The following is a 16342-nucleotide window of genomic DNA, read 5'->3' on the forward strand; positions in this document are numbered from 1 at the left end:
ACACCTCCTTTCTTAGTATCTACAAAGAAGATACATACATTCCTGATGTTTGTCAAGGTTAATCTGACAGGATGGACTTGAAAGGAAATATTTGGGTTGAACATCAGGATGTCCATTCCGCTTATACCCAATCCCTAGCAGTACCATGTTTCCCTAAACTCAAAATTTTGACGAATTATTGACTTGGCTTCTTCTTACACCACCTATAAGATAAATTCGTAATTTAAACTTCGTATGGTTTCTTTTGCTTATGGAGCAATAATCACCGAGAGATTTTTTGCTGTTAATCTTCAAGGAGTAGAAAATGGAATTGTTATTTTTAGGGATCGTTCTGGTCCTTTTTGTACTTTCGGTAGCTTTTATCACTCTCTGCGACAGAGTATAAACGGAGGTATGATGTGGCAATTATTTATTGGATCGGTGGAATAATTTCTCTTCTTCTATTTATTTACCTGTTTTTAGCGCTTCTCAAGCCGGAGATTTTTTCATGAATTGGAATAATGTTATTCAGGGCTTAATTTTTCTCACCACGGTTGTTCTGTTAGCTAAACCGCTGGGGATATACATGGCGCGCGTATATGAAGGTAAGCCGGCAGGTCTTAATGTACTACTTGGACTTGTAGAGCGCTGGATATACCGGCTTTCAGGAATTTATCCGGAAACAAGCATGTCCTGGAAAGGATACGCCATGGCGATGATGCTGTTTAATGGTATCGGCATAGCGGTAGTGTATGCTCTTCAGCGTCTGCAGGCATATTTGCCTTTAAATCCCATGTCCATGCCAGGAGTTGCCCCGGATTTGGCTTTTAATATTGCCGTTAGTTTTGCAACAAATACCAATTGGCAAAGTTACGGTGGTGAAACGACATTAAGCTATCTTACCCAAATGGTCGGATTAACCGTGCAGAACTTCGTGTCCGCCGCGACTGGTATGGCTATTCTTGTGGCTTTGATTCGGGGATTTATCCAAAAACAGGCAGAAACCATAGGAAATTTTTGGGTGGACCTGGTGAGAACAACGCTTTATATCTTGCTACCTTTGTCAATGGTTTTGGCTATTCTTTTAGTTTCTCAGGGCGTGGTGCAGACTTTCAAGCCGTATGAGAAAGTGACACTTCTTCAGCCTGTAAAGGATGGCAATGGAGCAGAGGTGCAAGAGCAGGTACTCGCGCTTGGCCCTGCCGCTTCACAGATTACCATTAAAGAGTTGGGAACGAATGGTGGAGGGTTTTTTAATGTAAATTCTGCCCATCCGTTTGAGAACCCAACACCCCTATCTAATTTTTTAGAGGTTGTTGCAATACTTCTCATACCAGCCGCCTTATGTTATACCTTCGGTTACATGGTTAAAGACAAACGTCAGGGGTGGGTACTTTTGGCAGCAATGCTTATTATTTTTATTCCCTGTCTTTGGAGTTGCATATATTTTGAACAACACGGGAATCCCTTATTTAACAGTTTAGGTATTAATCAAAAAGCGACCGCTTTTCAGCCTGGTGGCAATATGGAAGGAAAAGAAGCACGTTTTGGCATTGTCAATTCTGCCATATGGGCGGTTGCTACAACCGCGGCTTCAAACGGGTCGGTTAACTCAATGCATGATTCTTACACGCCTCTCGGGGGCTTAATACCAATGTGGCTTATACAGCTGGGAGAGGTTGTTTTTGGCGGAGTGGGATCGGGCCTTTATGGCATGATTGCATTTGTAATTATCGCTGTATTTATAGCGGGGCTCATGATTGGACGGACACCGGAATATTTAGGAAAGAAAATCGAGACGTATGAGATGAAAATGGCGTCCCTTATGATTTTAATTCCACCTGCACTTGTTCTTGCCGGAACAGCGGTTGCCGTTATTTGGCCTCAGACAAAGGTATCGATTTTTAATCCGGGACCTCATGGTTTCAGCGAGGTGCTTTATGCTTTTTCATCCGCAGGAAACAATAACGGAAGCGCCTTTGGTGGATTGTCTGCTAATACTCCTTTTTACAATATAGCATTAGGATTGGCCATGTTTTTTGCTCGGTACTGGCTTGCTATACCGATACTTGCCATCGCGGGATCGCTGTCCAGGAAAAAAATTGTTCCCGTAAATCAGGGAACATTACCGACACATACGCCGCTTTTTGTCGTATTTTTAGTTATGGTTGTTTTGATTGTCGGAGCGCTTACTTTTTTCCCGGCACTGGTACTAGGTCCGATCGTTGAACATTTCATCCTACATCATAGTTAAAATTGGAGCTTCACATGAAGAAGTCACAGAAAGCTAAATCCTCGTTTAACCTGTCTATCATTGGCCCGGCAATTATTGATTCGCTCAAGAAGTTAGATCCCAGACACCAGATCAAAAATCCGGTAATGTTTGTGGTGCTGGTAGGAAGCATATTGACTACGGGATTGTATTTTCAGGCGCTTTCAGGACAGGGAGAAGCGCCGGCAGGATTTATTTTAGGTATATCGTCATGGCTGTGGTTCACATTAATTTTTGCAAACTTTGCCGAAGCAATGGCAGAAGGACGCGGAAAGGCGCAAGCCGCAAGTCTTCGTCGCACCCGAAGAGATACCATCGCAAAAAAACTTTCAACCCCCAGCTACGGCTCCAGTTATGAGAAGGTTTCAGCTACAACGCTTCGAAAAGGAGATGTCGTTCTTGTTGAGGCGGGGGATATTATCCCTATGGATGGCGAAGTCATCGAAGGCGTAGCGTCTATCGATGAGAGCGCAATTACTGGAGAAAGCGCTCCTGTTATACGCGAAAGCGGGGGAGACCGCAGTGCCGTTACCGGCGGTACGCGGGTGCTTTCAGACTGGCTTCTGGTGCGCATCAGCTCCAATCCCGGTGAAACATTTTTGGATCATATGATCGCTATGGTTGAAGGAGCGAAAAGACAAAAGACCCCCAATGAGATAGCGCTGAGCATTTTACTGGCAGTCTTTACCATCGTCTTTCTTTTAGCGACGGTAACGCTCTTACCTTTTTCGGTTCACAGCGTCATCGCGGCCGGGCACGGAGAACCGGTTACTGTAACCGTATTGGTTGCCCTGCTTGTATGTCTCATACCGACCACAATAGGGGGATTATTACCGGCTATAGGGATAGCGGGCATGGACAGGATGGTGCAGGCCAACGTTGTCGCCACTTCCGGCCGTGCAGTTGAGGCAGCGGGGGATGTCGATGTCCTGCTTCTGGACAAAACAGGTACGATAACGCTTGGAAACAGGCAGGCAGTGGCTTTTATACCAAACCAGGGTGTCAATATTAAATCATTAGCAGATGCGGCGCAGCTTGCCTCTCTGTCTGATGAGACTCCGGAAGGAAGAAGCATCGTAGTATTGGCCAAGAAGAAATACGGCATCAGAGGACGTCACATCCACGAACTTGAAGCAAAATTTATCCCCTTTACGGCACAAACACGGATGAGCGGGGTGGATTTGGGTGACGGCAGGCAAATCAGGAAGGGATCATCAGAAGCCATTGAAAATTATATAAAGAAGCTCGGCGGTTCTTTTCCCGAAGACCTGAAATCAAATATTGAAACGATATCAAAAAATGGAGGGACGCCGCTCGTTGTAGCAGAACATAAACAGTTGCTTGGTGTTGTTCAATTAAAGGATATCGTAAAGGGCGGTATAAGAGAACGTTTCGCCGAGCTCCGCAGAATGGGGATCAAGACCGTTATGATTACCGGGGATAATCCTTTAACCGCGGCGGCTATTGCTGCGGAAGCAGGCATGGATGATTTTTTGGCCCAGGCTACCCCGGAAACAAAGCTTAAACTTATCCGCGAAATGCAATCCGGTGGCAGGCTTGTTGCCATGACGGGTGACGGAACGAACGACGCGCCAGCCCTTGCGCAGGCGGATGTTGCCGTTGCCATGAATACAGGAACGCAGGCTGCAAAAGAGGCAGGTAACATGGTTGATCTCGACTCTAACCCTACAAAGCTTATCGAAATCGTTAAGATCGGAAAGCAACTTCTCATGACGCGGGGTTCACTGACTACATTCAGCGTAGCGAACGACGTATCGAAGTACTTTGCGATCATTCCGGCTGCGTTCATTGGAACCTATCCATCGCTTAAGGCGCTTAATATTATGCACCTGGAGACGCCGGCAAGCGCCGTGTTATCTGCGGTTATTTTTAACGCACTCATTATCATATTTCTTATCCCGCTTGCCTTGCGCGGTGTGCCTTATAAACCAATGACGGCAAACCGGTTTTTAAGAAATAACCTCCTGGTGTATGGGGCAGGTGGAATTGTGGCGCCGTTTATAGGTATTAAATTGATCGACATGATTTTAGCTGCTTTACGCTTAGTTTAACGTTAAGAAATTCAAAGTTTGTATCACAGCATATCAGACAACCCCCTGAATCCCCCTTTTCTAAGGGGGACTGAAAGAATTCCCCCTTAACAAAGGAGGCAAGGGGGTTGTTTATGCTGGACATCTACCGCATATCAAAAAAGTTGCTGCAAAGGTATCCTAGTTTAATGTATATGAATTTCAAAAAAAATTTCCTCCCCCTTAATTCCCCTCACTGAGGGGGACAACCAACTGTCCCCCGCTGGCGGGGGTGAAGGGGGTGGAATTTTGGCGTAAAAAGGTGTATGTGTAAGTCTCCGAAGGCATAATTTAAGAGGAGGGAAAAATGATCCGGGAACATATGAAACCAGCAATCGTATCTTTTTTGCTTTTAACGATTATAACAGGGATTCTTTACCCGCTCTCGGTGACCGGGATTGCTCAGGTATTATTCCGTGAACGGGCAAATGGCAGTTTGGTTTATAGGGACGGGAACCCCATTGGATCGTTGCTTATCGGCCAACATTTCGACGATCCCAAATATCTCTGGGGTCGCATTTCATCGACATCTCCCGTCCAGTTCAATGCCGCATCTTCTTCAGGCTCTAATTTAGGACCTACAAATTCCGTGCTTATCGATGTGGTAAAAGCACGTATCAAAGCGTTAAAAACCGCCGATCCGGATAATACAAGTCCTATCCCGGTAGACCTTGTCACTTCTTCCGCAGGCGGATTAGATCCGCACATCAGTCTGGCAGCTGCTTATTACCAGATTCCGCGTGTGGCGCGGTTGCGGGGATTATCGCAGGATACCGTTAAAGGCATTGTCCGTAAACATACCTATAACCGTTTCTTAGGATTAATCGGAGAACCAGTGGTAAACGTCTTGGAGGTAAATTTAGATTTGGACTCTTATAAAATAGAGTATAATACGAATATATGATGGAAGAGAAATCTGATATAGATCAAATTTTGGCGAGAATTAAAGCAGGAGAAAGCAAGCGGGGGAATCTCAAGATCTTCTTTGGAGCTGTCGCGGGCGTTGGGAAAACTTACACAATGCTGGAAGCTGCCCGATTGAGGAAAAAAGAGGGCATGGATGTCGTGATTGGTTATGTCGAAACCCACAAACGCGCAGAGACGGAGGCTCTCTTAGAAGGACTCGAGATCCTGCCTGCCCAAAAAATTATGTATAGAGGAATAGAACTGCGGGAATTCGACCTGGATGCAGCATTAAAAAGGAAGCCATCGCTTATTTTAGTAGATGAGTTTGCTCATACGAATGCGCCGGGTGTTCGCCATGCAAAACGCTACCAGGATATAGAAGAACTTCTCAATCATGGTATCAACGTTTACACCACGCTCAACGTTCAACACTGTGAGAGTGTTCATGACATTATTACACAGATCACCGGAGTGGTGGTTAAAGAGACAGTGCCAGACAGCTTTTTGGAAATGGCTGATGAAATCGAATTGATAGATCTGCCTTCTGAAGAGTTACTCAAGAGACTGAAAGAAGGCAAGGTGTATCTGGGACCTCAGGCTGAACGAGCCGCAATGAATTTTTTTAGGCCCGGAAATCTGATTGCACTGCGTCAACTTGCCCTTCGTTATACTGCAAGAAGTGTTGATGCCAAGATGCGTGCTTATAAAGAAATGTATTCAATTTCAAAAGTCTGGAAGGCAAGTGACAGATTTTTAGTTTGTATCAGCGGAGATCCCTCTGCAATAAGGCTGCTCCGCTCTGCCAAACGAATAGCTTCTGAGACGGGTGCTGACTGGATTGTTGCTTATGTTGAAACTCCTTCGTTAACCAGACGTCCTTATCGTCAGAATCAAGTTGATGCTTTGATCATATCTGCTGAAAAACTGGGTGCAGAAGCTATTATATTAAGCGGTCAAAGCATAAGCGAAACCCTCCTGGCTTATGCCCGATCAAAAAATATTGGGAAGATAATTGTTGGCAAACCAAAACGGTCGTGGTTGAGTGAACTTATCTCCGGTTCGGTGGTTAATGAGCTTGCCAGACAGAGTGGGGAAACAGATATTTATATCCTCAGCGGTGAGGTGGAAGAAAAGATACCAAAGCCTATATTCGTTTCTCAACGGCCACTGTCCTGGAAGGGCGCTTTATTGTCGGTTATGGTTGTCTTTCTATGCACCGTGGTAAATAACTTTTTGTTTCGTGTAGTAGAGCTGCCTAATCTTATTATGGTTTACTTGTTAGGCGTTATTTGTGTCGCTTTCTTTTTCGGGAAAAGGATATCTTTTTTTCTATCGCTTTTAAGTGTCTTGTGCTTCGATTATTTCTTTGTTCCCCCGTATTTTACGTTTGCAGTTGCGGACATTCAATATGTCATCACATTTATTGTCATGTTAATTACCGGATTATTAGTAAGCGCTTTGGCTGACAGGCTCAGGACACAAATGATATCAGCGAGACTCAGGGAAGAGCACAATCAGATTCTTTACGCATTGAACAAAGAATTATCAAAGACCTCAGATTCACAAGAATTAATAAAAATTGCTGTTAAACACCTGGAAGAGTTTTGTAAATGCCCTGTGGCTATCTTTAGTGTTGATCAAGAGAGATCTGCTCTCGTTGAAGCTAAAGGTAGTTTGTCTCTTCCTCTAACGCCAAATGAGGAAGGAGTCATTAACTGGGTTTATGAGCATGGCAAGATGGCAGGAAGAGGAACCGATACGCTCCCCGGTTCAAAAGGGATTTACTTGCCTCTTGTGGGTACCGAAAAAACCGTAGGAGTCTTTGGGGCTTTCCCGGGTGATTCGCAGCTCCTTTCCGATCCCAGGAAAATGCATTTTCTTGAAATGATGGTTGCTCAAACGGCGCTTGCCGTAGAAGGGGCACAGCTTGCTGCGGCGATGATTAGAGCGGAATATGCAATTGAGAATGAAAGGATAAGAAATCTTTTTTTAACAACTTTTTCTTATGATGTACCTCAGAAACTTAATACCGTATCTCGAACAATCTCACAGCTATTGAAAGATGACAAGATAGGGCAAGAAGAAAAGAAGAGACTTGCTGATCAAATACGTTTTGAAGCGGAACAGCTTAATATGCTCGCTGCCGAACTTCATCGAATACTTAAATCGACTGCAGGTATTGTACAAGATAAAAAATGATAAAGATATATTTAATATTTAATAACATAATATCTTAACCAGACATAGACAGTTGATAAGACAATCATTTCGATAGTAAGAGGTATTCCGTAGATAAGGTATTTTTTGAATGATATGGGGAATCCTGCCTTTTCTGCAAGGCCAAGGGTAACAATATTTGCAGATGCCCCGACAGGTGTTGCATTCCCTCCGAGGCAAGTCCCGAGTGCCAGAGACCACCACACGGGCATAAGGGTTGGATGCTGGACAATTGATTTCAAATCCAATCCAGGTGGAAAGACAAAGACTGCTTGTGCCATATCCGTAACAAGGGGAATTATGCTGGCGACTAAAATAGTATTTTCAACGACTGTTGAAGCAATGGCAGAAAACCACAGGATGATAATCGCTGTAGCAAACATATTTTCTGCATCGGGTTTTGTGAATGAAACCATGTAGTCCGAAAGCCTAGAGATCAATCCCACCTTAACAACACCAGATACAACAATAAAAAGTCCTATAAAATAAAAAAGAGTTGGCCATTCTAATTCTCTTAACACGTGCTGGAGATTTTCCCTTGAAACAATAAGCAAAATGGCAGCCCCTAAAATGGCAATTGTTGCAGGTTCCAGATGAATTCTTTTGTGGAAGATAAATCCCGGAATAACCAGTCCTAATACAATCAGTGACTTTATTAATAAACTATAGCTTTTAATCATCTCATATTCATTTATGGACAGTATTTTTTGCCTTACCTCCTCTTTAACCCGGAGTTTTTTACCAAAAAGGAATTTAATGGTGAGAAGAAAAGATGAAAAAACAAAGATGACCGCGGGTGTTAAATGATAGATAAAATCCATAAAGGTAAGTTGTACCTTGCTTGCGATCAATATATTGGGTGGCCCACCAATAAGTGTGGCCGTACCACCAAGGCTGGAGGCCATAATTTCTGACAGCAAGAATGGGAAAGGGTCGATCTGCAGTTCATCAGCGATAAGCAAGCTAACGGGAACAAGGATGAGAACTGTGGTTACATTATTAAGGAAAGAAGAAAAAACAGCCGTAATACTGGTGAAAAGAATAAGTATCCATACAGGTCTTCCTCTGACCAGTTTTGCAGATTTTATGGCAAGAAATTGGAATACACCGGTTTTGCTGAGGATATTGACGATAACCATCATGCCAAAAAGGAGAAATATAACGTTGTAATCAATAGCATATTTTTCGTCATAAAAGGCCTCACGTTGGGTTACTATATTGAGGGCCATTATCAAACCAGCACCAATCAATGCAACCTTTGTTTTGTCAAGTTTTTCAGAGATAATTAATCCAAAGGATACGATAAAAATGCCAGTGGCTATCCAGAAAATCATGCGTTAGTTTCCTCAATAACGAAAAGTATCTATGTTCAATCTTTGGTAAGAATTTTCATTATGTGCCTGATCAGGTTTATAAGGTGCACAATTCCAACGACTTTGCCATCCCTAACCACAGGAAGAGTATGTATTTTATTAACCGCCATGAGGGCGGCTGCTTTAATTACAGTATCATCTTCATGCACTGATAAAATTGTTTTTGTCATGATTTCCGTAATAACTAGATTTCTAGTTTCAATACATTTATTTTCTAAATAATTTTCATTCATTGCAGAAATAAGAAATTCATCAAAAGATAGATACTTAGGAACAAGTACTTTTACAATATCTGCCTCAGTTGCAATCCCCACCAGTTTATCTTCTTCGTCAACTACAAAAACAACGTGATATTTCACCTCATCAAGCATTCTTATAAGATGTTCAAACGTGTCTGAGGTTCGGGCGAGATTTGGAGTTGTGTCCATAATATCTTTTACTCTCATAATCCTACACTCCTTTTATAGTTGTGGTTTAGCATGAAAACTGGATTAAGTCTGTAAAAACAAGCATTTTATCATTTACCATGACAATTTACAGCAATTAAGTGGATTGATAAAAAAGATACTTTCAATAGCAAGAGTAAAGTCTTGACCTCAAACGTCATGTTTTGTTATATATTGAAGAATTATTATCTCGTTGTACTTATAAACACTTTTTGAAATGGCAAAATATTGCCGGATAATCATATGTCTCCTGAGAAAATAAAACTGTGCCCGGAATGCGGATCAGAGTATTATGCGCATATTTCAGAGTGCGCCGACTGTGGCGTCCCTTTGAAAATGCCGGAAGAGATCGAAAAAAAGAGGGATAATAAACTGGACGTTACCGCACATCTTCATGACGAATGGGTTGCAATCAGGGAAGAAGAGAAAGAGGGCATCCGGGAATTATCGGATTTACTTTCGAGAAACGGAATTTCTTCTAAAATTGCATTGGCTCCGGGTTGCAGTACGGGTAAATGTGGATGCCGGTATCTTCTTTTGGCACCAAAAAGAGATGCGCGCGCTGCACACGATTGCATTGAGGAATTCCACACACAAAAGTATCCAGAAATCAAAACCGCCCAGGAATGGGAATCACAGGGAAGGTGCCCTGCCTGTGGTTATTGTGTAAGTTCCGACACGAAAGAATGCCCTGACTGCGGTCTCTTGTTAATGAGTGAAAAGTAATCGCTCATTTGGACTGATCCATTGCCACAATCAAAACATGGACAATGTTCTCAAAAACCCAAAGATTCGACCCTTTTTGCCTTCTTTCTGATGAGGAGATATAGCGCTTGTCCATGATGCTGACACGGGTAGAGAGGGTATTTCGAGATGTAAAAGGCAATCTGGGGTTAAGGCCGTTCTGCCATCAAAAAAGAACAATTGTAGTGAAGAATGACTGAAAAAATCCTTGATTTTAGAAGCCTTTTTCACTTGATTTGCGAAAATTAGGTTAGCTCATGCAGGTTTAGGCGATGCCCGTTTGTATGCTGGCTCATGGAGCGAATGGATTACCAATCCTGATCATCCATCTCAAAGGGTAAAGTGTAAGAATTTTGGAACTGAAGAGAAACCTGATAGGTTTGCTCTCATGGGACTTAGGAATAACGAACCGGCCAGAAATTTTTGATTTGTGTTTGCTTCTCGAATCCGCAAGCTTGAATTTTATTTGTTGGCATAAAGAATATTTTGTTGAATTTTGTCCTTATTATTGATATTATCTCTTCTTCATTTTTATATACATGTCTTAACATTTTTGGAGGATTCTATGGCAAATGGTTTTGCCGGAAAAAAGAAGCATAGGTTAAACAGGAAAAAATATCTCTTAAAAAGACGCAGAAGGAAACACGAGAAAGTTTAATATGGAATTTATTTTTGGTTTTTGTATAGGAATTCCCGTTATGGATTTCAGGGTTACAGGCGAGCGCGTGTTGTTGTGATTATCATGAACTAACAGAAAAGAAGGTAAATGTATAATTCATACCAACCCATCAATAAACATGGGGCGGTAAAAGTCAGATCAGACAAACCACGTCTTTATATTTGCCAGCTTGTTCTTATCATCGTAGTTTCCTCACTCCTCTACTTGTATACTGTCGGAAACAATTTTGTCTATGATGATAAGTTTACCGTTGTAAATAATTATCTGATAAGGTCTTGGTACAAAGTGCCCATGATCTTTACCAGTGATTATTTCACGGCTGCCGGTGAACTCAGTTATCGCCCGCTCGTAACGTTATCCTATTTTGTTGATTACTCCTTTTGGCATCTCAATCCTGTCGGATATCATCTTACAAACCTATTCCTCCATAGCCTTAATGCCGCCCTTTTGTTCTTCTTACTCGCCCGTCTCCTGGGCATTCTCGGCGAAACACATAGAGAATCGATACCTGTTTTCCCCAGAAATTCAGAAGCATCGGTTTCAAGAACCGTGGCTATTAGAACCTCCATACCCTTTCTGGCGAGTCTTATCTTTTGTACTCATCCGCTCCTTGCAGAGGCTGTCAATGCCATCAGCTATCGCGAAGATCTCCTGGCCACCACTTTTTATTTTGCTGCCTTTCAGTTTTACCTCAAAACTTGTCAGCAAAGGTCTACGTTATGGTATTCAGTTTCTCTTCTATGCTATCTTGCGGGTCTATTTTCCAAGGAAACGACTATTACCTTTCCGGTACTCATCGGCTTGTATGATGTCCTGAGCCAAAGTAAGACCCGATTGCCTTACAAACTTATCCGCTACTACATTGGTTATGCCCTTGTAAGCATCTTTTATATTCTGATACGTTTTGTATTCTTACACAACCCTACAGAGTCTTACATTCCGTATCCACAAAACAGTCTTTGGGTAAACTTTCTGACCATGTCAAAAGTTCTTGCCTCTTATATCAAGCTCCTCTTTTTCCCTGTAAATCTTAATGCCGATTATGTCGTTCAGCATACTACGTCTCCTGTTGAAATATCCTTTATCTTATCCCTCCTTCTGATTGTTTCTGTAATGGTAATTGCTTACCGGTTATTTTTTTATTTCAGGATTTTGTTTTTTTCTGTGCTATGGTTTTTCATCACCTTACTTCCCGTCCTGAATATTATCCCCATAGAAAACATCATGGCAGAGCGTTATCTTTATCTCTCTCTTGTGGGATTCTGTGTCCTGGGAGGTTTTTTGCTCGATCAAATTCCGAACTTAGGCTTAAGACATCGTGTCTTAAATTCTTGTGGTTTTACCTTCATAATCACCCTCTTGTTGATTGGGTTTTCCTGGCAAACGTGTCAAATCTCTAAAATTTGGTTTGACGATCATTCGTTATGGTCAACGACAGCTGAAAGGTCGCCCCAAAGTTCACGGGCGCACAACAATTTGGGGGTTTTATACAAAAAAATGGGGTTTATGGATGCGGCAATCCGGGAATATACCATGGCTATTCAAATCAAGCCTGATTATTCTGAGGCACATGGTAATCTTGCCAATGTGTATATAAACAAAGGATTGAGTGTTTTGGATAAACAGACGCTGTCGAAGGCACATAACAACCTTTCCAAGGCCTATATCGATGAAGGAAATTTTAAAACCGCAATTACTGAATACAAAAAATCCCTTGAGATTAGTCCCTTCAATGAAACAGCCCATTTTAATCTGGGTGTAACGTATGGGAAGATGGGATTATTCAGCAACGCAGAGATCGAATACGGAAATGTGATTCGAATTAACAAGAACAATCCGCATGCACACAATAACCTGGGGAACATTTATGAGGATAAAGGTTTACTGGACAAAGCCATGGCAGCATACCAGGTTTCACTTTCCATTGACCCAAATAGTGCCATTACGCACAATAACATTGGAAATGTATATTTTAAAAAAGGCGTCTTTGATGCGGCTATTCTTGAATATAGGGCGGCCACAGAGAATGACCCGGAGGGTATTGTCTATCACGAAAATTTGGGCAATGCCTATGTGAAAAAAGGTCTTGTAGAAGAGGCGATTACTGAATTTGAATCAATCATTGGCATGTACCCGAAAAATGCTAACGCATATGGAAATCTTATTACGTTGTGTTGGAACTATAAAAAGGATAGCGAAAAGGCTATTTTGTATCTGCGGAAATTATCTGTCCTGGAACCAGAGCAAAGGGAAGCTATCAATAAGATGATAGAAAAAATTGGGATAAAAAAATAGGGGCTTCATGACTTGCACGAAGCCCCTTTTGGTCACTCTTGGGGGAGTTGTATTAATTTGTCATTACCCCTTCGAGAAATCCTTCTAATTTTCTGCTCCGCAGTGGATGTTGAAGTTTGCGAATGGCAACGGTTTCGATTTGTCGTATGCGTTCCCTTGTTATGTTAAACCGTTCCCCAATTTCTTCCAACGTGTGAGTGTACCCGTCACCGATGCCAAACCGCAGCTTGATCACCTCACGTTCCCGATGACTCAGTGTGTTAAGTACTTTTTGTAATTGATCCTTAAGTAAGGATTGGTGAACAGCGGAGATTGGCGATTCCATCTTTTTGTCCTGGATAAAATCCTCAAACATCGTTTCACCATCGTCCCCAATTGGATTCTCTAACGATATAGGCTGAGATGCGATTCGAAATACCCGGTAAACCTCTGAAACCGGGATTTTTGCCTCTTTTGCAATGGCCTCTAGTTTGGGTTTTTTATCAATGCCTTCCTGCGAGTTCCTCAACACCTTGTTCGTTTTGTTGATTACGTCCGTCATATGTACCGGGATGCGTACCATCCTTGCCTTGTCATCTATTGCCCTGATAATTGCCTGCTTAATCCACCACGTGGCATACGTACTAAATTTAAAACCCATACGATAATCATATTTATCAACAGCCCGCATCAGCCCTGTATTTCCTTCCTGAATAAGGTCGTGGAAGACCATGCCGCGCTTTCTGTACTTTTTTGCAATACTCACTACCAACCTCAGATTACCTTCGGAGAATCGATTCCTGGCAGATTCGTACTCATGGTAAATGGAATTCATAGAATGAATAGCCTTCTTTGTTGCTTCGGCGGTTTCCATTAACAAGGTTTTTGTTTCGTTAGAATCGTGCAAAAGTTTCTTATAGGCTTCTTTTTTATAAGGCGAACCTTGCGGGCTTTCTTTATACGATACTACTTCTGATAAAACGTTTAACAGCTCCCTCATAACCGGTAATATCGTTTCTGCACGGATGTGCATAGCCTCTAACTCTTTGATCACCTTCCTCTTCCTGGAAGCAGCTTTTTTCAAAACTCTGGATTTTAAATTTTTGGAAACAACTCCCTTGTTTATTTTTTCATAGTCTTTTAGATTTTTTTCAAGTGTATCTTTGATTTTTTCAGCAAGGCAATGAAGTTGCTCGACCGTCTCATTTTTGCTTTGTTCTTTTGTTACCGCTGTCTCGACAAACTGGACAAGATCCGATTCACTATCCAACTCCTCAAGTATACGTACATACTTTTCCAGGGCATAATCAAATCCCAGAACCCTCCGGTGAAGCAACCGGCTCATAATCTTTATCTTCTTTGCCAGATAGAGTTCTTCTTCCCGAGACAACAATGGTAAGGATGACATCTCTTTCAAGTAAAGACGAACCGGGTCGTAATCCTTATATTTTATCCTTTGTTCAATAGCTTCCCCTTCGTTGTTGTCCTCTTCGGCAACGTAATTTTCGTTAATTTCATCGGCGAGCTGATCTATTTTATATTCAAATTTATTCATATGTAAATCTTCCTGATTTGAATTAAGTTTTGTAAAATATCATATTTCCAATACATATAACACATATTTTGCGCAAAATGTTTACATAAAGTAAATATTTTCGAGATATGTCATAAGTGGTTGTTTTTTGATTGACTTATTGATAATATGTGTGTGTTTGCAAAGCCCACTGTAAAATTCTTTTGGTCTCTCTTTTGCCGATTGCAAATCTCAGCAAAAAAACGGGTTGGAGCCTGTCTTATGAGTAAAGACTGGTGGACTGTGTCCAAAGGACGCCGTCAGAACCATAAAGTAATGCCTGCATATTTATTTTTGAACCAAACAAGCCCTCCTGTCTGCCACTATATATTTTGTGGTATTAACCAAAATGAAATATTTTAAAGATCATTATCCAAAAAATCTATCATAAAATTAAAATTCTACACTTTTTTATTGACATGCATGAATTATTTACATAATATTCATAGGTTATTAACAATCATTTTTCATTTATAACTATGGTATATTATGGAGACTGTAGAAAAACTTACGAAAACACTGAGAAGCCACGGCATGAAGATCACCCCACAGAGGTTGATGATCTTCAAGATTTTAGAGAACAATACCTCCCATCCATCCGCAGAAGATGTCTATAAGAGGGTAAAGAAGATTTATCCTGCGGTATCGTTTACCACTATCTACAAGACTCTAGAAACGTTAAAGGAGTTAGGAGAAGTCAAAGAACTCACCATTGATGAAGACCGTAAACATTACGACCCCAACACCAATATCCACCATCACGTAATCTGCTCTGCCTGCAAAAAAATACTCGATATCTTTGAGGATTTCTCATCGCATGTCAAATTACCGGACTTCGTCAGTAAGGATTACACCGTTACCGGGTTCCAGATATCCTTCTACGGCACCTGCAAAAAGTGCAACTAAGAATCGCTTCATTCTGAAATACCTGAGCATCAAATCACGTTTGTACCACTCCGAGAGTATTATTTGGAAGCAGTAACAAGGGCACGAAACAATGCAGCGTGGCTAGGATGCTCTGTCATACGTTCAGGATGCCACTGGACGCCCACAAGAAATGGATAATCGTTGAGTTCGAATGCCTCTATTATATTGTCCGGGGTATGGGCCGTATCTCGTAAGCCCCTTCCCAATCTCTTAATAGCCTGATGATGAATACTGTTTGTTTCGATGTGTTTTGTTCCAACAATCTTATACAGGAGAGAGTCTCTTTCTATCGTTACAGGATGGGTATATTGCACATTTTGCGAATCTTTATGAATAATAGGTGATATGCCCATTGATGGAATATCTTGTACGAGTGAGCCGCCTAAGATGACGTTTACAAGCTGAGCACCATAGCATATGGCCAGAATGGGTTTTTTCATTTGCATGGTGACACATACCAGGATATGGTCGGAAATATCCTTGTCTAAATGAACACAAACAGTCTTTTTGTGTTGTTCCTCTCCATAGCGTAAAGGGGGTACGTCATTTCCCCCGGTAAGGAGCAATCCGTCCATCTTTTCCACAAGGAGCCTCACAGTATTTTTGTCTTTAACAACAGGCAATAATAGTGGGATACCATGTGCCGCAATGATAGCGTCGCTATAGTCTCTGTACGTGAAAGAGTACGGACGCTTACCTTCCTCTTCGTAATCGCAATTGATGCCAATGAGTGGTTGCATATCCGAAAAAGTCTTTTGTATTGAGAATCAGGTGATTGCCTAATGTACCCTATCCCACCATGAGAAATACATTCACTTGGATTGTGCTATGTTGGGGGAAATAGGGATTGTTTTAAACCGGT

12 protein-coding genes are annotated in these 16342 nt (G+C 41.8%); 8 read left to right on the forward strand and 4 right to left on the reverse strand.

What is annotated here, in order from left to right:
* Nucleotides 1-398 precede the first annotated feature (398 nt).
* The 5 genes from kdpF to E3K36_06950 all read left to right on the forward strand — a co-directional run bounded on the left by kdpF (nucleotide 399) and on the right by E3K36_06950 (nucleotide 7446).
* Nucleotides 399-491 (forward strand): K(+)-transporting ATPase subunit F, encoded by a 93-nt coding sequence (gene kdpF / locus E3K36_06930; GenBank protein ID MCF6154978.1) that lies wholly within the window; start codon nucleotides 399-401, stop codon nucleotides 489-491.
* Nucleotides 488-2233, forward strand: coding sequence for a potassium-transporting ATPase subunit KdpA (gene kdpA / locus E3K36_06935; protein MCF6154979.1), 1746 nt, complete (start codon nucleotides 488-490; stop codon nucleotides 2231-2233). Before kdpF ends, kdpA begins: the two co-directional genes overlap by 4 nt.
* A 14-nt stretch (nucleotides 2234-2247) precedes the next feature.
* The gene (gene kdpB / locus E3K36_06940; protein MCF6154980.1) at nucleotides 2248-4323 is read left to right on the forward strand and encodes a potassium-transporting ATPase subunit KdpB; all 2076 of its coding nucleotides are present in this window, start codon (nucleotides 2248-2250) and stop codon (nucleotides 4321-4323) included.
* 325 nt (nucleotides 4324-4648) lie between these two features.
* A complete protein-coding gene (gene kdpC / locus E3K36_06945) occupies nucleotides 4649-5245 on the forward strand; it encodes a potassium-transporting ATPase subunit KdpC (GenBank protein ID MCF6154981.1) in 597 nt (198 codons plus the stop codon).
* On the forward strand, nucleotides 5242-7446 hold the full coding sequence (locus tag E3K36_06950) for a sensor histidine kinase KdpD (protein ID MCF6154982.1): 2205 nt from the start codon (nucleotides 5242-5244) through the stop codon (nucleotides 7444-7446). The genes kdpC and E3K36_06950 overlap by 4 nt, the downstream gene beginning before the upstream one ends.
* A gap of 11 nt (nucleotides 7447-7457) precedes the next feature.
* On the opposite strand, the gene E3K36_06955 is transcribed toward E3K36_06950, so the two are convergent.
* On the reverse strand, nucleotides 7458-8798 hold the full coding sequence (locus tag E3K36_06955) for a hypothetical protein (protein MCF6154983.1): 1341 nt from the start codon (nucleotides 8796-8798) through the stop codon (nucleotides 7458-7460).
* A 35-nt stretch (nucleotides 8799-8833) separates the two neighbouring features.
* Nucleotides 8834-9283, reverse strand: a complete 450-nt coding sequence (locus E3K36_06960) for a CBS domain-containing protein (GenBank protein ID MCF6154984.1) — start codon at nucleotides 9281-9283, stop codon at nucleotides 8834-8836.
* Nucleotides 9284-9526: 243 nt separating this feature from the next.
* Here E3K36_06960 and E3K36_06965 point away from each other — a divergent pair, with 243 nt between their 5' ends.
* Entirely contained in the window at nucleotides 9527-10009 is a 483-nt protein-coding gene (locus E3K36_06965) for a hypothetical protein (protein MCF6154985.1), read from the forward strand.
* Nucleotides 10010-10793: 784 nt separating this feature from the next.
* Entirely contained in the window at nucleotides 10794-13001 is a 2208-nt protein-coding gene (locus tag E3K36_06970; GenBank protein ID MCF6154986.1) for a tetratricopeptide repeat protein, read from the forward strand.
* Between the two features lie 52 nt (nucleotides 13002-13053).
* On the opposite strand, the gene E3K36_06975 is transcribed toward E3K36_06970, so the two are convergent.
* Nucleotides 13054-14535, reverse strand: coding sequence for an RNA polymerase sigma factor RpoD/SigA (locus tag E3K36_06975; GenBank protein MCF6154987.1), 1482 nt, complete (start codon nucleotides 14533-14535; stop codon nucleotides 13054-13056).
* A gap of 507 nt (nucleotides 14536-15042) precedes the next feature.
* Between E3K36_06975 and E3K36_06980 the strand changes: the two genes are divergently transcribed.
* Nucleotides 15043-15459 (forward strand): transcriptional repressor, encoded by a 417-nt coding sequence (locus E3K36_06980; protein MCF6154988.1) that lies wholly within the window; start codon nucleotides 15043-15045, stop codon nucleotides 15457-15459.
* Nucleotides 15460-15518: 59 nt separating this feature from the next.
* Here E3K36_06980 and E3K36_06985 read toward each other — a convergent pair whose 3' ends face one another.
* Nucleotides 15519-16220: a gamma-glutamyl-gamma-aminobutyrate hydrolase family protein gene (locus E3K36_06985; GenBank protein MCF6154989.1), complete on the reverse strand. Its 702-nt coding sequence runs from the start codon at nucleotides 16218-16220 to the stop codon at nucleotides 15519-15521.
* Nucleotides 16221-16342 lie beyond the last annotated feature (122 nt).

This window comes from Candidatus Brocadia sp., assembly GCA_021646415.1.
Classification (GTDB): Bacteria; Planctomycetota; Brocadiia; order Brocadiales; family Brocadiaceae; genus Brocadia.